This is a genomic window from Vibrio sp. TRT 17S01 (genome assembly GCF_050113695.1).
GTDB lineage: Bacteria > Pseudomonadota > Gammaproteobacteria > Enterobacterales > Vibrionaceae > Vibrio.
The window spans coordinates 361,032-377,937 of the sequence record NZ_JBNJOG010000001.1 but is presented as its reverse complement, the minus strand read 5'-3'; the positions used below and the strand labels follow the sequence as shown (position 1 = coordinate 377,937).

The window sequence follows — 16,906 nt, the reverse complement described above, 5'->3', positions numbered from 1 at the left end:
TTTCAGTTTCACCTACAGAATGCGCCATTAATGAACAGCACGAAATCAGCGAGAACACGCAAACGAGAATACGGCCTGTCATTAATCACAATGAATGAAATACGTATTTTTACGTAGCCTTTTCACCACTAATAAAATAAACGATTAACAGATAGGGAATTTTTAAAGTAACGGCATCTAATCAAGCGCAAAATTACGTAGTGATTTATGCGATAGAAAGTATTAACAGAAGATTGTAGAAATGTGACAAGGCATAGAAAAAGTGTCCTAGTACATTGTTCTGGTTGCATAAAAAAGCCCCGATTTTATCGGGGCTTTTTTAACTAACTGTCTAATGGCAATTAAACTGCTTTATAGATAACTTTATTGCCAGCTAGTTGCTCTTTCACTACTAAGTTTTCTTCAAGTAGCTTTTTAAGAGCGCCTGTTGCCCAAGAAGCCGCTTTCGACTCTTCTTGACCCGCAACTAAACCAATACCTTTCGGATTGATACCTTCAGTGTTACCGACAACGATATCCAGTACTTGTTGCTGCTTTGGAGTTAGCGCAACATCAACTGCTTTTTTCGCCGCAACTACTTTCTCTGCTACCGGCTTTGCAGCTACTTTCTTCTCAACTACAGGCTTAGCTTTCTTTGTTGCTTCAACATTTGCAACTGTCGCTTTAATGCGCTTTTGCAGTTTAAGCTGCACTTTACGCTTATGAGCAAGTCTCATCGAGTATTTCTCCATTTCACTGCATACGGAGCAGTGGTGAAAATTTGAAGCGCGTTTTATACCAAAATTTTGCTTCCATTTACAGAGTACAAGGGGGTTTCTGATGCAAAAATGCGCAATTTTGCTGTGTAAGACTACAATTTAATCAATAGAGGGTGGTTTTATTTTGTCACTACTGAATATATAAGCAGACTATCTATCACAGTTATTGGTGAGCTATGGAGACCATACACTTAACCAATCATCCCTTAGAATGGCGTTCCCCAACGACTAGAATTCTTCTGGCTTTTATCGTTGCTGGCATGCTTTTTCTGTTTCTCTTTGCCCCTGGTTGGCAACAGTTAATCTTGTCTCTGTTTGCTCTAGCTTGCTTACTCGGCTTTGGTTATCTGTTGATCATTACCAGCATTGTTCGCTTCACCTTAACCGCCACCCACTTCCAACAACACCTGTTTAAAGGTGGTTGGGTTGTTAAATGGATCAACATTAGCAAAATTGGGCTCTGTTATTACGATAATGATGGTTGGCAGCAACCAATGCCATGGATAGGAATAAAGCTAAAACACTACTCACCGTATATCACGAGCATTTGTCCTCGCATTGCCACAGATGTGCTGCTGAGCCAACGAGCTCTGCTCTACTTAGGAGCTAAACAAGTCAAACAAACCACTCATTTTGAAGATATCGTTTTAGACTCTAGCCCTTACGTAAACTCACAAGGAAATGAGTTTTCTGGATTACATGCCATGCTCGCCAACCGAATGCGCTACCAAAGACAATATTATGATTATGATGTGTTTATCTCGACCAATGATTTAGATAGGCCAGCAGAAGAATTTGTAGGATTGGCAAGGCGCTACCTTGCTGCTGCGAAATCAGAAGAAGACGAACGGATATGAAAGCAGCGGCGAAGGAAAATCGCCACTGTTGATACATTAAGAATAGGCGTTAGTAGAGAGGCATCTCGTCAGCAACAAATGGGTTTGTCGCGCGTTCATGACCAAATGTCGATTCAGGGCCATGACCCGGAACAAATCGAACGTCTTTGCCTAATGGCCAAAGTTTGGTTTTAATTGAATCAATCAAGGTATTGAAGTCCCCTTTAGGGAAATCAGTGCGCCCTACACTGCCGTTAAAAAGAACATCGCCGACAAAGGCCAACTTTGCCTCGTCGCTGAACAAAACAACGTGGCCTGGTGTGTGGCCTGGCGTATGTAGAACTTGCATGGTCTGGTTACCAAATGTCACCGTGTCGCCATCATCTAGCCACTGATTTGGCTCAAATGGTTGAGTCAGCGGAAAACCAAACATTTGGCTTTGGCCTTCCAAACCTTGTAGCCAAAAATTATCGTCCTTATGCGGGCCAATAATCTCAATGCCACCTAGAGCTTCAGACAATGGCTCAGTTCCGCCAACATGATCTAAATGGCCATGCGTTAAAACTAAGCTAACAACCTTTACACCTAACTCTTCAATCAACATCGCAAGCTGTTTGACGTCACCACCTGGATCAATAACGATGCCCTGCATGGTTTCATCACACCATACAATTGAACAGTTTTGAGAAAACGAAGTCACAGGAACAACCTGATATTTAAGTGCCATTGTTAAACCTTTATTCATATCGAAACTGGCAGAACTATGACACTAGCGCCATGCCTTTGCAACCAGTGAGGTTATGCCCAGTTACGTACTGGTCCAGTATCAATATGAATGAAGTTACTACTCGGGTAATATCCAACACCACCAGCCTTAAGACTAATCGCCGCTTCACGAACCTGTTTTAGGTTCACGCCGTCTAAACGAAAGTCCATTGCTTGACCCAGCATGTGGTAGCTCTTCTTAGCCACACCACTTGATTGATTTCTGAGTTTTTCATTGGTTGCTGGAGAACGGTAGCCGGAAATAACCTGAACTTCCGCCTGTGTTCCTAACAAAGATTGGATTTTGGAAATCTGGTCGAAAAGTCGTTTGTCCATTGGGTAGACTTCATTTCGACGAAAGTCACGGCACAGATGATTAAGTCTGGCGAGCTCTTTACCGACGTAATTACGACCATCAAAATAACACGTTTCTAATGCCTCTCCAGTATGGAGATTGCTCAATGCTAATGAGCGAGGTTTTACTGAACTAGCTGCCATTGCCATGCTTGGTGTACATGCGGCTACAACTAACCCGCTTCCTGCTAACTTAATAAATTCTCGACGCGATACCTGCACTATATAAACCTTCACAAAAACGAATCAAAACGTGCCGAATTGCCGACACTACCTAACTTAGTTATGAAGTTCAAATGCATAAATCGTGCTAAAAAAACAGGCGCTAACAATTTATTTTGTTAGCGCCTGACTTTACTGACTTTTTTACCAATTATTGGATTTTTTCATTCTTGAATGCAGTTCACCCTTTTGTGTAACTGAATTTGTCAAAGCGGTAAATGTCATCCCTGTAGTGGACAACCCCTTCCTCAAACCATGCCGTCTGATAAATAATGTGCACAGGAATACGTCTCTTCAAAGGGATCGCTTTATTAGGCGCGCCTTCTGATTGTGACAAACGATGTGGATCTAACCCCTGACTTTGTAGCAGACGAGAGGCAAACTGATCGGCGTGCTCTACGCGAATACATCCAGAACTAAAGGCACGACGTGAGTTGTTGAACAAGTATTTGCTCGGCGTGTCATGAAGGTAAATAGCTCGAGCATTAGGAGTATTAAACTTGTATAAACCCAACGCATTGTAGTTACCTGACATCTGACGCATCTTGTAAGGGAAGTTACGAGGCTCCAAGGTAGACCAATCGATCTCCTGCGGATCAATCGAATCATATGAGTTCCATTTAGGAATAATTTGGTAATTGTGTTTAGCCAAATACTCACTGTCTTTTTTCACTTTCGGTAAGATATCTTCAACCATAATCTTACGTGGAACATTCCATGTCGGGTTAAGGATCAGTGAGTCAAGGTTCGTTGTCATGACGGGAGTTTGACGGCTTGTACGCCCAACAACTACTTTGGATTCAAATACTTCTTCACCTAAATACCAATACTTCATCTCAAAACTAGGAACGTTCACCATGATCAACGCATCTCGTTGCATTGGCCATAGTCGTAATCGCTCTGCATTCAAAGCTAATGTCGACAAACGAGATTCCGGTGGCATGTTAAGCCATTTGAGTGTTGATGGACCAATGATGCCATCTGCTGTAAGCCCATGGATGCTCTGAAAACGCTTCACCGCTTTTTCCAACTCATTGTCATACCAAGATGTGTGCTGCGGCGTTTTGGAAAGATCGATATCGACAACTTCTAGACGAGCCAATAAAGCCTCACGATCTTCTAGTATATCGCCAGCACGCTTTAGGCCTTTTTGGTGATAGAGAGGCAAGTCCAGTTTATGGTATTTCTGTAAGTGCAGATAAGTATTGACGAGTTGCTCGTAGCCATCTGAGTCTGGCGTGTAACTTTCAACTAACTCACGCATTTGCTGCGTTTCTACAGCAGCATATAGCGCTGTCATTGATGCTTGGCTCGGTTGAGGTAACCCTCCTTTGAGCTTACTTTCAAAGAACCAATGAGTGCCAATAGCTGAAGCCTGTTCTGCGTAGCTTAAGTAGGCAATCAGCGTATCTGTTGCGAGTAAATCATATTCAAACCAGCGGTTACTTTTACGGTAAAACTGCAAGTGATTTAAACGTTTTGAGAACATAGGGCTAAAGCCCGCACGTTGAATCACTTCAAGTTGAAATTCCAATTTACTGCTTTGTTGTAAATCAAACCAGATTAGCTGAGCATCATTTTTACGATAGATGCGCTCCACCAGCTCTGGATACTGGATCAAGGTTTCGAGCTTATCATTGGGCTTCATCCATCCCATATGCTCAAAATATTCCAGTGCATTTGCCTGCACTGGAATACATAAAAACACCAACAATAACAACCTAACCTTAATCATGTTCACCCCGTTTTTTGCCTTCTCCGAAAGTATGGCAAAGGTCTAAATTAAGGCAACGTTATATAGCATTAAAGTGTCTTAGTTATGAGAAACGTCAAACGATCGCAGACCAGTGATTATCCCAATGGGTGCCAGTATTAAGTAATTGTTTTACTTTGGGTTCGAATTGAGTCACAACACTGCCTGCTCCAGAACTGATACGAAAGCTCTCGTCTTGAACCACGACCCCTGATGCATCAGGCAGAGCCGCAAGCTCTATCAATTGGCGGGTTTGTTTCGACCAAATGCCGTAACAATTTCCTCTTGGCGAAGTCGCTAAAATCCACTCGTTTGTCGCGGCAATACTGGCGATGTAGTGGTTAAACCTAGCCCACTCTTCCGGCTCTGCTTCTAGCGGCATCATTGGCTGACCTTTCGTATGCATCGCCAATAATGAAGGGTATTCATCCGGCTCACCACGATATTGCTGACCACATAACACAGTGTCTGCACCATCGTGCGCCAAATGACGAATACTCAAATGACGATCCTCAAGAGAAACTTGATCCTGCAGTACCCCTTCATGATTTAAGTAGCTTAAACTAGGCTGCATCGTGTCAATGTTTAATGGCTCTCTTCCATTGGTATGAACACCACCAACACCAATCGCAAGTGAATCATCTGGCATCACAATCACTTCATGAGGGCCAATCCCAAAGTCAGTAAATTCCTCGACTTTGTTGTATCCAGCTGCCACATCATATACACCGATGCTCCCTCGGCTGGTTCCTCGTTCACCCTCTGTAACATACAGCCATTTTCCATCATTTGAATAAACGCCATGCCCATAATAGTGACGGTTTTTCGTTGCTGCCGCGAGGTGAATCGTCTCACCATTTTGATAATCAAAAACTAAAAAATAAACACCGGGACGGCGGGCAAAAACGACAGCATGGTGTCGCTTGTTATTAATGGCGACACCATGCCCGCGTGAAGGTAAAGCAACCTCCCGTATCGGCCAACCGAATTGATCGGCCACCACCGCAGAGAATTTGTCGCGGCCGCGAATAGCGCATCCGATTAAGGCCGCAGTTTTACCTTGTTCATTATTTTGAGCATGAAGAGAAAACGCCGGAGCGGCTGCCCCAAAAAGGGCTGCCTTTAACAGCATTCTTCGTGTTGAATCAGTCACCATCGGTTGCATTAAATCCTATTACTACACCAAGTTCGATAGCCACTTCTTCATGAATCAAGTAGTTAAGCTGTTCAAGTTTGTTGAACTGTGCCATCACGGTTTGATATCCCGGTTTACTTTTCAATAGACCAAATAAGCTACTCTGCGACGGCCAAGTTTCGAGGACAGTTGCAAACTGCGTTTTAATGCTATCTGCAAGCTGTATTTTGCCTCGAGCACGTAAAGTGGCATCCAATCCTTTTCCGTTGGCCAGATACAACTTTTCCATCGCCACAACGTTAGATTTAAGGTTAGATAGTGACGTTTGTGAACGCCAAGACTCCGAGAAATAAGGACGTGGCTTTCCGATCTTAGCCATTGGTCGGCTGAGCTTTTTCATGCTGTAATCGAGTTGATTTGATAACAGCGCAATGTATTCTGCATACCATCCAGCCTGATCAAGTGCTTGCCATGGATTTTCTTTCCATGCCAAAGCAATGGCTTTCGCGTTATTTTGCAAATTCTGCGCAATCACTGTCCCTGTTTTGCAAGTTTTGGAATTGACTTGTAAATCAGACGCCGGATCATACAGTAACCACTCGATAGCTCCGAGCCCTTGCATTGTCACGCTTTGCTGTGAAATATCGTCAGGAAGCCATTCTCGATCTTGACGGATCAACGCCGCCATTTTTCTCCCTGTCGTGTTTTTCTTATCTGGCCAAAACTGGATATTCCAGCTCTGCTCTAACGCAGCAACAGGCCCTCGCTCTTGGCCTTGCAGAGCCATCCAACTCAACATCGCTTGATGCCAAGCTTGAGTAACTGGTGCACTATCGCTTCTTTCTGTTGCACAAAAATCGGCGAACACGGAGGCCAAATTTTCAGTTTTCTTTGAAAAGGTCTGCGCTGCCTGTTGCTCAACCAAATAAACCTGATGGCTACTATGAACATTTGCGTGAGTTTGAGCACTCATCACTGCGGCGCTCAATAGCGCCACTGAGGACATCAATTTCATCATCATCTTATCCTTTACAACGAGTTAAGAAAGGCAACTAAGGCATCACGTTCTTTCTGGTTAAACTTCAGAACTTTCTGCTTTGCAGCTTCCGCCTCACCTCCGTGCCATAAGACTGCTTCCAATACGTTGCGCGCTCGTCCATCATGAAGGAAGTAAGTGTGACCATTGACTTCTTGCGTGTAACCAAGTCCCCAAAGAGGAGCCGTACGCCACTCCTGACCATTTGCCAAATATTCAGGACGCTCATCAGCCAAACCCGGCCCCATATCATGAAGGAGCAAGTCGGTATAAGGGTGAATTCGCTGTTCAGACAAGGCAGGAAGATCTTCACGCTTTGCTGTGGTGACACTTGTTTTGTGGCAGCTTTCACAACCAGATTGAGAGAATAGTTTTTGCCCGAATTGAACTTGAGGATCGTCCATATTACGTCTCGATGGCACCGCAAGATGTTGAGAATAGAACTCGACGAACTTCAGGATCTTGTCACTCACTTCTGGCGAACCACCATTCGGTAACTCATCACAGATCGATTGTTTAGCGGTGCAGTTTTCATTAGGGAACAAACGGCTGGTTAAGCCAACATCGCCATTAAATGCGGCGGCATTTTGCTGCATCAATGTCGGCTGCCCTGCTTTCCAACCAAATCGGCCAATAGAAAAATCTTTCGTTTGAACATCCCAAACACGATTTAACTTACCTGAAATACCATCGCCATCACTGTCATTTTCATCCGCCCAGTTTTGTAGCGTTTGAACAGGGATACTTTCTAGAAGGCCTAAACCAATCATTGGCGGAGCCACACGCGCCGAAAACTGGGTATCCGGATGCATTGGGCCATAACCTAGATTTGTGATGGTTAAATGTGGTTTTCTCAAGGTCACTACCGTGCCATCGGCAAACGTTACAGGCACATCACTGTATTTAATGTTAATGGTGCCTTCCGGTGTTTGATCTTGTAGAGCAAAGTCTTGTAATTGGCCGCCATAAGTTGGTTCTGGGATCACCCCATCCACAATGAATGCTTTCTTTTGTTCAGGTGTCATCGCAGGAATACTTAAGCGAACTAACATCGATACAGCATGGAGATCATTTTCTTCAGGTGGATGCCCACGCCCATCTTTAATGTGGCAGTTTTGACAGCCATTAGTATTAAACAGCGGCCCTAGCCCATCTCTGGCATCGGTTGAAGCCGGAGCTTGAACCCAAGGGTTGCGGAAAAAACTATTCCCGACACTAAAATCCAACCGCTTACTCATTGGCAAATTCGCCGACGGTAGCGAGAAGGCATTTGGCCCTTCCTTTTTAACCGTCGTATTTCCACCAGATTTCACTTCATAGCCGGACACGGTCGTCGAAGCGGTCAAAAGGGCAAGTAATAAAGGGGAACTCAACTTCTTCATTGCGACATTCTCTTGTTATATTTGTTTTGCTCACAAACAGCAAAGGGCTCACGAGGAGCCCAGAGACAGTAAGGTCTTTTTGATTAGAACTCGTGGTCAGCGGTATCCGGGTTCAAACTGTCGATACCTACGATTTTTGCTGCTTGTTCAATAGAAGCGGTTTGAGCAACGAGTGCCATAATGGTTTCGTTAACTAGAACATGACCTTTGTCATTTCCGACAGCAATCAATTGGTCAAAATATTGATTCTCTTTCTCGGCAGCATTAACTAGCTGCCCCACTTGAGTGCGCGTCACATCGAACTGCTTTTGAATACCTTTAGCTGCTGATTTATCCTTTTGCGCTACCAAGTCTGCGATACTCGGCCCTGATAATTGCGAGCCGTCTGCACGGGTATAGCTACCGGTGTAAACGTTGTAGATCCCCTGCTCGTTGTAATAGTGTGAATTGTGCGTATTGTCTGAGAAACAATCGTGCTCATCTTCTGTTGAATTGGCTTCTAACGCCACTTTCATACGCTCACCAGCTAATTCACCTAATGACAGAGACCCCATACCAAACAGCATTTTACGAAGGCCATTTTCAGCGCTTGCGCTAAGTAACTCTTCACGGTAATTACCTTTTGTCTCAGCTGACCATTGCTTCTCCATCCACTCTAGATCTTGAACAAGCAGATCGGCTGCTGCTTTTAGATATTCACCACGGCGGTCACAATTACCATTAGTACAGCCTTTACCAACAACAAAATCGGTATAACCACGTTGACCTGCGCCTGCATTAGTACCGTTCAGGTCTTGACCCCAAAGCAAAAACTCAATGGCATGGTAACCAGAAGCTACGTTGGCTTCAGAACCACCAACTTCATTTAAATCCGCAATAAGCTTTGGCGTAATTTTTGTGACATCAAGGGTAGAGCCACCAATCACGAGTTTCTGGTTTGCGATAATGTTTGCATTCGCACCTTCGTTACCTAACTCATGTTGATAGTAATCTTTAGCGACGTAATCAATTAAACCTTCATCTAACGGCCATGCATTCAACTGCCCTTCCCAATCATCAACGATCGCGTTACCAAAACGGAAGACTTCAGATTGTTGGTAAGGTACGCGAGAGTCTAGCCATGCTTGCTTAACTTGCTCTAGCTTTGCAGCAGAAGGCGCTGCTAGAAATGATTCGATGGACGCATCAAGCGTTTTTGCCGTCGTTAATGCATCTGCATAGACCGCATGAGCGAGATCTGCATAGTGTTCAACCACTTGTTCTTTTGTCACTTCCGCGGCAAAAGATGAACTACTTGCAACAACCATCGCCGTTACAATTGATCGCGAGAGAAGAGATTTAACTTTCATGAAAAGCATCCTTGTTGAGCTTAATTATATTAATAGTGCTAATTATTATCATTTGCACTTTTAGTTTCGCGATCATACAAATTTACAATTTTAATGCAACCTTAATACGAAAAAAGCCTCACAAAAGTGAGGCTTTTATCAACAAACAATACGATGATGTTTTAAAGTTTCAGATTATGTTTCCCATGAGAGACTTTTGCTTGCAGGTAACTTTCGTTTCCTTCTTTCAAATGCGCTGAGGTATTTACAACCTCTTCTATGACGATGCCATTCTCTTGAAGCTCTTTCACCTTTTTAGGGTTATTTGTCACCAAACGAATACGATTGACACCCAACGCTTGTAGCATTTGTGCAGCTTCAGAAAAGTCACGTAAGTCATCACCAAAACCTAAGTGATTATTTGCTTCGTAAGTATTTAAACCTTGGCTTTGCAAATGATAAGCATCGATTTTATTGTAAAGTCCAATACCTCGCCCTTCTTGGCGAAGATAAAGAATGATTCCACCACACTGCCCCATACGATTGATGGTTTCTTCAAGTTGCTCACCGCAATCACAGCGAGAGGAATGAAAAACATCGCCGGTTAAACACTCTGAATGCATTCGCACTAGGGGAATGTTTTCCGCTTTGTCTGCTTGCTTAAAGATAACTGCGACGTGTTCTTTTTCTGTCTTTAGATCATTAAATGACAGTAATTCTGCATCAATATTACTTTGGGCACCGACTTTAAAATCAACCCTGGCTCTTACTTCCGCCATGCTCTACTCACTTGAATCTTTCTTTTCATTTTTCCATTTAATAACCAGGTCATCTCATGATGCTAGTTGGAAAGTATTAACATCCTGAGGTCACTTGGCCATGTAAATGGTTTCTACGTCCTAACTATGGGGACTATCAATACGAAATTCAATGCCTCCCTAGCAATTGTTATATTATAACAATTATTTTTTGAGGCAATAAAAAACCTCAGTTTGTATCAAACAAACTGAGGTCTCAGAAGCTTAGTGCATAGATAAATGCAGGAGAATGAAAGGTTATTTGATCACACCATTAATGGGTTTGGTTCTTCTTCCAAACCGAAAGCTCAACCCAAACATTTTCCAACTCTCTTAACTCTTCATCCGTGAGCAAGGATAATGTTGGCTTCGAATTTGGCAGTGTATAAGCTTGCAGTGAGCTAATCTGCGCATAAAAGTCTCTTTTTAATTGCGATATCAATGTGTCCACTGCTTTCCCTTAAATGACATAAAATTTACCTTACTCTTAAAAATGATACCTTTTTGCATAAATCTTGCACAAGAAAATACAGTTTGTGGAATAACAATCACACTATATTTACGAATGAACGATGGATTTCTTTTTATTTTATGAGGATCTTTAAGATCAAATCAGAGATCATTTAAGTGCTTGGATCTTAGATTAAAATTTAATCACTTATTCTGACCAAAAGCGCCTTAAATTCTATTCTTCTATTTTCATATCTCAGAAAAAATATAATTAAACATTGGCAAAGGTATACATGTAAATAAAAAAAGCAGCTTGATTAAGCTGCTCTCTTTCTATTCACGGTTTCCTAGTTTTACTTGCCCATTTGAATCAAACCACAAAGCCTGCGTTCGTCTTCGACCAATCAAAATAGGGCCATCATCATAGAATAAGAAGTTTTTCCAATGCTTTTTAAATACTGACCACTTAGTTTCGATGACATTGTACTTTTCGTAGCAAAAATAAACGGTGACATCATCTTGCCAATCAATATGAGCAGAAATGCTTTCAGGGAGAGTGTCATCGTCCGATTCCCAAGCATCCATCCAATCCACAGTTTCTGACCAATTACTTGCCTTCATCGGCCAGTCACTTGAACTCATGCGCTCTGCATCTGGACTTTGCGCACTGATATTTTCCTTCCATAACTGTGCAGCTCTTGCCTGAGACATAGGTTTGATCGACGATAAGTCAGCATCAGGCACAGGCATTGATTGGTGGGTAAAAATCCATTTTCTTTGGTATTCATCCAAAGGTAAATAAGACATTAAGTATCCTTAAATTACTTCAGCCAGCCTTTATCGCTCGCTTCATTGATTAACTGTTGTGCTTTTTGCCATAACGCGTGAGAACCATCATCAATCCTCCGATTTATGGTCAGGGCTTGTTCTGCGGTCACATTGTTTTCACGCCAACTACGCCCATGATTATGGTAATTTAGTAGCATTGGAATAATGCGATCGAGAGCCTTTGCGAAACGAGCATCTGCACTTTTGGCCTGCTCAAACTCACACCAAATTGACTTTAATTCCGCCGCTTGATCCGGTGGAAGCATACCAAATAAACGCTCTGCTGCCGCAAACTCTTTCGCTTCCTGTTCTAAGGATGCCTCCGCATCATAAACAAAGGTGTCTCCAGCATCGATTTCGACAATATCGTGCAGAAGTAACATCTTAACCACGCGCGCAATATCAACTGGCTCGTTGGCATGTTCTTCCATCAATAGCGCCATTAACGCGACATGCCAGCTATGCTCAGCGCTATTTTCAAGTCTTTCATCAGCACTTTTCACGCGTGTACGACGTAAAACAGACTTCAACTGATCAAGTTCAATCACCAATGCAAGTTGTTGTTCTAATCTTGTCACACTCAACCCTCTTTCCAGTCAGGGTTAATGATGGCCGTCAAATTATGGTCTTCCCATTTGCCGTTTATCAGCAAGTAATCTTTCGCAAATCCTTCTTGCATAAAACCAGCGCGACTTAAGACGGCTTCACTTCGTTTATTTCGGGGCATATAGCTTGCCATGATACGGTGCATGTTCTGTATCGAAAACATGTAATTCACGGCAAGTCGAAGAGCGGTAGTCATCACCCCTTTCCCTTGCGCTGTTTTGGCCAGTGAATAGCCAACATTACAAGCATGGAGTGGAAAGCGTGATAAACTGCTAAAAGAAATGGTACCCTGCATTGCGCCGCTTTCTTTATCGAGGATCAGTAAGTAAAAACCTAAGCCGATTCGATGAAGTTCATTCAATTTGATCAGCTTTCGTGTCCAACCTTCCAACGTAAAAAATGCCTCTTCACGTGTGGGTTCCCACTCCTTTAAGTGTTCACGGTTTTGATTAAAATATTCAACAATCATCGCTGCATCCGTCGGCTCGGCCGTTCGCAGCACCACATTGCCTTCCGTTTCATAAACCTGACAAGGCGTACTTACTCGTTCCATTAACTTTTTCTGATTCCGTACTCACGAAGTTTGTTAGCGATTGAGGTATGAGAAACGTTGAGACGTTTCGCCAGTTTTCGACTCGAAGGGAAAGACTGGTATAGTCGCTCTAATACTTGTGATTCATAATCTTTCATGATCTCATCAAGAGAGCCATCAATGTTTAGCGTTGGTATGCTAGATGAACTACTGTCCATTTGAGGCAAATGGAACAAGTCGATCGTTAGCGTGTCACAATCAAGTTCAGTTAACGCTCTAAGCACCATGTTTTCTAACTGACGCATGTTACCCGGCCATTGATAGTTAGCGAGTTGATCCGCCAAATGTTCATCCACTTTTGGTTTGGCAATATCCAGTTGCTTGATGTATTTCAAGATAAACAAATCCAGCAATGGACCAATATCGTTCGTTCTGTCTCGCAGTGCTGGAATGGCCAAAGTAAGCACATTTAAGCGATAGAATAAGTCTTCACGGAAAGTTCCAGATTCGGCCAATACAGCTAAATTATGGCGCGTTGAAGCTATCACTCGCACATCGACATGCATTTCGTGCTCTTCACCCACACGACGGAAGGTGCCGTCTTGCAACAAACGTAATAGCTTAATTTGTAGATGCGGACTCATCTCGCCAATTTCATCGAGAAAAACAGTGCCGCCATTTGCTTGCTCAAATATCCCTTTATGGCCCTGTTCGTGATTAAACGAGCCAGGAGCATGACCAAACAATTCTGTTTCCGCTACGTCATCTGGCATCGACGCACAACTTAAAACAAGAAAAGGTTCTGACGCTCGGTGTGAACGATTGTGGCAAGCACGCGCAAGCATCTCTTTACCAGTGCCTGTTTCACCTTGAATTAACAAAGGTTGTTCAAGCATCGCCAGTTTTTTCGCTTGAGTGATCAGCGCTTTATGACGATTTGAAACACCGACAAAATGCTCAAAACCAAGGTTATTTTGTAGCGGAAGCGAATCATTGAATACCGGTTTTTCCTGAGCGGAGCGAATGATCATCACCGTACTTGCTAATACGGATTCATTGGATTCGTCCGTAATGTAGACGGGCGTCATCTCCATTACATAGTCCAAGCCATTGATCACAATAGTATCTCGCTGACGAGTACTCTTACCTTCTGACCATTTAGAAAAGTTGAATGTGGGTAGCAAGCTCGCAACTGGCATACCAATCATCTCATCTTCATCGTGATTGAATAAGTTCAGCGCGGCGTGATTCGCCATATCAACGTGACCTTTGAGATCTATCGCAAGAACAGGCTCAGGCAGGTTGTTTAGCAAAGAGATCAGTTCAGTATTGTGACGTTCAATTGGCATAAACTGTATTTTGCGAACGTCATTAACACCTGAGATTCGACGAATTTCAGCCATGAGTTCACTGAACGTATCAAAGTCGATATCAGGACAGTTCAGGTAAATAATCCCTGAAATATCGATTTCGATACCTCTAAGATCAATATTTTTTGAAGCAAGAATATCAAGCAGCTCACGAGTCAGCCCGAGTCTGTCTTCACAGAAAACTTCTAGACGCACTGAAAATTCCTAGTTTAAGGTGTCAGGAAATGTTGACAGTAGTTTCGCGCAAGGCTGAATTGGCGTCAAGCAACCTGATATCACTTGCTTCACAATCACACTATTTCATAGCGATAGCGGCGATTTTAGCGACAATTTCTTTGCGTACTGCGCCTAATTTAACAGACCTTTCTTTCTGCCAAGGAATTGGGCGCAGCAGCGATATCGCTTTGATTCCTAGGCGTGCGGTTAGAATTCCTATCCCTATTCCCTGCCCCGCTCTCACTGATACTTTGCCGGCTAGATCCATCGACATTAAGTCCATGCCGACATCAACCGCCAAATCACTTGCACCTGCCGCTGCCATATTAATCAGCGTACTTTTAAAGAGTTGCAAGCGTGACCAATAACCCAGTTCGATACCATATACTTTAGCAAGGTTATCGATCATCTTAAAATTGCGCCAAGCCACAAGCAGCATGTCTGCAATAGCAAGCGGGCTAATTGCGACCAGCGCTGCCGACTCCGTCGCATGACGCGTAACAATCGCGGTTGCTTGCTTATCTTGCTCTGCAATCACCATCGCATCGTACATATCCAATACTTCAGCATCACTATGGGCTGGATCAATGCTGTTCAACCAGCGATCATACGCTGGTGATTCCGGCAATATACCACTTTGTTTGGCAACCTCTTGGCAAAATGCTTTGCCTTTTCCAACGCCATCTGCGTCAATCAGCGCTTCACTTTGCTCTTGCACACTAAAGTGATTGCGTAATGTACGAAGTTTCCATAATTCACGGCCAAGTGCGCCAATACCAAGGCTTGCAATGGCCGCCATAAAGCCTGCCCAACCGATAGTTAGCCAATCATTGGTTTGAAAAGCAGTAACCACTGTGTCGACTGCTTGTAAGCCAACTAAACCGGCAAACGATATAAGCAAGCCACTTGCCAACCATTTTCGGCCACGTTTAGGACGAATAATGCGTTCTAATTGGCGTTCAGTTTCGTGTTCTGTTTCAACGTCAGTCTGAGTAGGAACAAAGGTTTCTTGCTCAGAAAACTGCTGTTGAGCCGTCAGTTCTGGTTGAGGATCTTTTCCTTTCAAATCTTGATTGAAGATCTGCTTTTGTTTTAATTCACTCATCTCAATTTATCTCCAATCAAGTATTGCAATGCTTTATCCATACGGATGTGAGCCAAAGGTGCCTGATCACTTTGTGGCATCGGTCTAAACGCCGTAAATTCAAACCCATTGCTCTGCCAATAAGATTGATTCGGTAGTTGCTTAGGCACTTCTCCTGGAAATACGGTTAGTCGCTCACCAGTTAACGCTACCCCTTGAAGTGCTGGAATAGAGACACTGTCACGTGTGATAAAACCGGATTCAGTAGCCTTCACAGAAGCCATACTCATACAGCTCATTTCGATGTTTTCATACGCAGCAGTCTGCCATGCAGGATGCACCATCTGTTGTAATAGTGAAGCAAGGTTTGAATGCTGCTCCGGCGTGACGTGGTCTGCTTTAGTGGCAGCAAAAAGAATCTTATCGATTCTCGGAGAAAACAGCCGCTTTAGGATGTTGCTTTTGCCGTATCGGAAGCTGTGCATCAACTGTTCAAGTGCCATCTTCATATCATTGAATGATTCGTGCCCCGCATTTAAAGGCTGCAAGCAGTCAACCAGTACAATTTGGCGATCAAACGTTGCAAAGTGGTGTTTATAAAACGCTTTTACCACTTTCTGTTGGTATTCCTCATACCGCTTTTTCAACATGGCCAAATTTGAGTTACGTTCGATTTTCTGCTCTTGATCGAACTGGCACGGGAAAAACTGAAGGACAGGTGCCCCTTCTAATTCCCCGGGAAGAACAAAGCGACCCGGCTGAACCCAGTGTAAGCCCTCAGCTTTACACTGATGAAGGTAATCGGTGTAAATCTGCGCGACCTGCTCAAGTTGCTTCTCATTCAATTCGGCATTGAGATCCAATTGCGCAAGCAGCTCAACCCACTCTTTAGATAACTCTCCACGTAACCCTTTAAGGGCATCAAACTGCGTTTGAGACCACTGGTGAAAATCCATGTTAAGTAATGGAAGATCCAGTAACCACTCTCCCGGATAATCAATAATATCGAGGTTCAAGGTGGCTGTGCTACTGAGTAACTTTTTCGTCGTCTTTTTAGGTCGATACTTGATAGCTAAGCGAATTTCACTCACGTCTCGTGTGGGCTCAGGCCACATAGGAGGTGTCATATGTAATTGGTGCATTGCCTCATCATAGGCAAAACGCGGGACCATCATATTACTCTGGGGTACTCGTTTTGCGCCGACCAACCGTTTATCGCGTGCTGCAACCAATAACGGTAAGTTTTCATGCGTCGATGTATGCAATAGTTGGTTGACTAACGACGTAATGAATGCCGTCTTACCTGCACGAGATAAGCCGGTTACCGCAATACGCACATGAGAATCCATACCGCGACTGATAAAATCACTGACTTCTTGTTTAATTCTTTTCATTGAGTCTCTCTTTGTTAATCAGCCCTAATAATACTAAATACAATCTTAATCAGAGATGAA

The 16,906-nt window shown here is 43.4% G+C and carries 16 protein-coding genes; 1 reads left to right on the top strand and 15 read right to left on the bottom strand.

Features of this window, described 5'->3' with window-relative positions; all coding sequences use genetic code 11:
* Nucleotides 1-341: 341 nt before the first annotated feature.
* A complete protein-coding gene (locus ACQEXS_RS01685; protein WP_427012581.1) occupies nt 342-716 on the bottom strand; it encodes a MarR family transcriptional regulator in 375 nt (124 codons plus the stop codon).
* A 218-nt stretch (nt 717-934) separates the two neighbouring features.
* Here ACQEXS_RS01685 and ACQEXS_RS01680 point away from each other — a divergent pair, with 218 nt between their 5' ends.
* Complete coding sequence (locus tag ACQEXS_RS01680) at nt 935-1,615, top strand: DUF2982 domain-containing protein (protein WP_427012580.1); 681 nt, start codon at nt 935-937, stop codon at nt 1,613-1,615.
* Between the two features lie 49 nt (nt 1,616-1,664).
* On the opposite strand, the gene ACQEXS_RS01675 is transcribed toward ACQEXS_RS01680, so the two are convergent.
* From ACQEXS_RS01675 to ACQEXS_RS01610, 14 genes are all read right to left on the bottom strand, one after another.
* On the bottom strand, nt 1,665-2,321 hold the full coding sequence (locus tag ACQEXS_RS01675) for an MBL fold metallo-hydrolase (RefSeq protein ID WP_427012579.1): 657 nt from the start codon (nt 2,319-2,321) through the stop codon (nt 1,665-1,667).
* A gap of 71 nt (nt 2,322-2,392) precedes the next feature.
* Nucleotides 2,393-2,935 carry a DUF882 domain-containing protein gene (locus tag ACQEXS_RS01670; RefSeq protein ID WP_367988783.1) on the bottom strand — a complete coding sequence of 181 codons (543 nt, stop codon included), beginning with the start codon at nt 2,933-2,935 and terminating at the stop codon, nt 2,393-2,395.
* 181 nt (nt 2,936-3,116) lie between these two features.
* On the bottom strand, nt 3,117-4,670 hold the full coding sequence (locus tag ACQEXS_RS01665; RefSeq protein WP_427012578.1) for a L,D-transpeptidase family protein: 1,554 nt from the start codon (nt 4,668-4,670) through the stop codon (nt 3,117-3,119).
* Between the two features lie 94 nt (nt 4,671-4,764).
* The gene (locus ACQEXS_RS01660) at nt 4,765-5,853 is read right to left on the bottom strand and encodes a DUF1513 domain-containing protein (RefSeq protein ID WP_427012577.1); all 1,089 of its coding nucleotides are present in this window, start codon (nt 5,851-5,853) and stop codon (nt 4,765-4,767) included.
* Entirely contained in the window at nt 5,834-6,844 is a 1,011-nt protein-coding gene (locus ACQEXS_RS01655; protein ID WP_427012576.1) for an imelysin family protein, read from the bottom strand. The genes ACQEXS_RS01660 and ACQEXS_RS01655 overlap by 20 nt, the downstream gene beginning before the upstream one ends.
* Before the next feature lie 8 nt (nt 6,845-6,852).
* Nucleotides 6,853-8,241 (bottom strand): di-heme oxidoredictase family protein, encoded by a 1,389-nt coding sequence (locus ACQEXS_RS01650; RefSeq protein ID WP_427012575.1) that lies wholly within the window; start codon nt 8,239-8,241, stop codon nt 6,853-6,855.
* Nucleotides 8,242-8,324: 83 nt separating this feature from the next.
* Nucleotides 8,325-9,590 carry an imelysin family protein gene (locus ACQEXS_RS01645; RefSeq protein ID WP_427012574.1) on the bottom strand — a complete coding sequence of 422 codons (1,266 nt, stop codon included), beginning with the start codon at nt 9,588-9,590 and terminating at the stop codon, nt 8,325-8,327.
* A 161-nt stretch (nt 9,591-9,751) separates the two neighbouring features.
* Nucleotides 9,752-10,348, bottom strand: a complete 597-nt coding sequence (locus tag ACQEXS_RS01640; protein WP_427010275.1) for a GTP cyclohydrolase II — start codon at nt 10,346-10,348, stop codon at nt 9,752-9,754.
* A gap of 801 nt (nt 10,349-11,149) precedes the next feature.
* Nucleotides 11,150-11,623, bottom strand: coding sequence for a DUF2947 domain-containing protein (locus ACQEXS_RS01635; RefSeq protein ID WP_367988777.1), 474 nt, complete (start codon nt 11,621-11,623; stop codon nt 11,150-11,152).
* A 14-nt stretch (nt 11,624-11,637) separates the two neighbouring features.
* Nucleotides 11,638-12,222, bottom strand: coding sequence for an HD domain-containing protein (locus tag ACQEXS_RS01630; RefSeq protein ID WP_427012573.1), 585 nt, complete (start codon nt 12,220-12,222; stop codon nt 11,638-11,640).
* Nucleotides 12,223-12,224: 2 nt separating this feature from the next.
* Nucleotides 12,225-12,803, bottom strand: a complete 579-nt coding sequence (rimJ, locus tag ACQEXS_RS01625; protein WP_427012572.1) for a ribosomal protein S5-alanine N-acetyltransferase — start codon at nt 12,801-12,803, stop codon at nt 12,225-12,227.
* Nucleotides 12,803-14,347, bottom strand: a complete 1,545-nt coding sequence (gene tyrR / locus ACQEXS_RS01620) for a transcriptional regulator TyrR (protein ID WP_427012571.1) — start codon at nt 14,345-14,347, stop codon at nt 12,803-12,805. Before tyrR ends, rimJ begins: the two co-directional genes overlap by 1 nt.
* A gap of 100 nt (nt 14,348-14,447) precedes the next feature.
* Complete coding sequence (locus tag ACQEXS_RS01615; protein WP_427012570.1) at nt 14,448-15,473, bottom strand: YcjF family protein; 1,026 nt, start codon at nt 15,471-15,473, stop codon at nt 14,448-14,450.
* The gene (locus ACQEXS_RS01610) at nt 15,470-16,846 is read right to left on the bottom strand and encodes a YcjX family protein (protein ID WP_427012569.1); all 1,377 of its coding nucleotides are present in this window, start codon (nt 16,844-16,846) and stop codon (nt 15,470-15,472) included. Before ACQEXS_RS01610 ends, ACQEXS_RS01615 begins: the two co-directional genes overlap by 4 nt.
* Nucleotides 16,847-16,906: the final 60 nt, after the last annotated feature.

Bases quoted from the DNA above. Each gene is read 5' to 3' on its own strand.
- ACQEXS_RS01665 (WP_427012578.1), bottom strand. From the start codon at position 4,670: ATGATTAAGGTTAGGTTGTTATTGTTGGTGTTTTTATGTATTCCAGTG.
- ACQEXS_RS01615 (WP_427012570.1), bottom strand. From the start codon at position 15,473: ATGAGTGAATTAAAACAAAAGCAGATCTTCAATCAAGATTTGAAAGGA.
- ACQEXS_RS01685 (WP_427012581.1), bottom strand. From the start codon at position 716: ATGAGACTTGCTCATAAGCGTAAAGTGCAGCTTAAACTGCAAAAGCGC.
- ACQEXS_RS01680 (WP_427012580.1), top strand. From the start codon at position 935: ATGGAGACCATACACTTAACCAATCATCCCTTAGAATGGCGTTCCCCA.
- ACQEXS_RS01650 (WP_427012575.1), bottom strand. From the start codon at position 8,241: ATGAAGAAGTTGAGTTCCCCTTTATTACTTGCCCTTTTGACCGCTTCG.
- ACQEXS_RS01640 (WP_427010275.1), bottom strand. From the start codon at position 10,348: ATGGCGGAAGTAAGAGCCAGGGTTGATTTTAAAGTCGGTGCCCAAAGT.
- ACQEXS_RS01675 (WP_427012579.1), bottom strand. From the start codon at position 2,321: ATGGCACTTAAATATCAGGTTGTTCCTGTGACTTCGTTTTCTCAAAAC.
- rimJ (WP_427012572.1), bottom strand. From the start codon at position 12,803: ATGGAACGAGTAAGTACGCCTTGTCAGGTTTATGAAACGGAAGGCAAT.
- ACQEXS_RS01645 (WP_427012574.1), bottom strand. From the start codon at position 9,590: ATGAAAGTTAAATCTCTTCTCTCGCGATCAATTGTAACGGCGATGGTT.
- ACQEXS_RS01655 (WP_427012576.1), bottom strand. From the start codon at position 6,844: ATGATGATGAAATTGATGTCCTCAGTGGCGCTATTGAGCGCCGCAGTG.
- ACQEXS_RS01635 (WP_367988777.1), bottom strand. From the start codon at position 11,623: ATGTCTTATTTACCTTTGGATGAATACCAAAGAAAATGGATTTTTACC.
- ACQEXS_RS01610 (WP_427012569.1), bottom strand. From the start codon at position 16,846: ATGAAAAGAATTAAACAAGAAGTCAGTGATTTTATCAGTCGCGGTATG.
- ACQEXS_RS01660 (WP_427012577.1), bottom strand. From the start codon at position 5,853: ATGCAACCGATGGTGACTGATTCAACACGAAGAATGCTGTTAAAGGCA.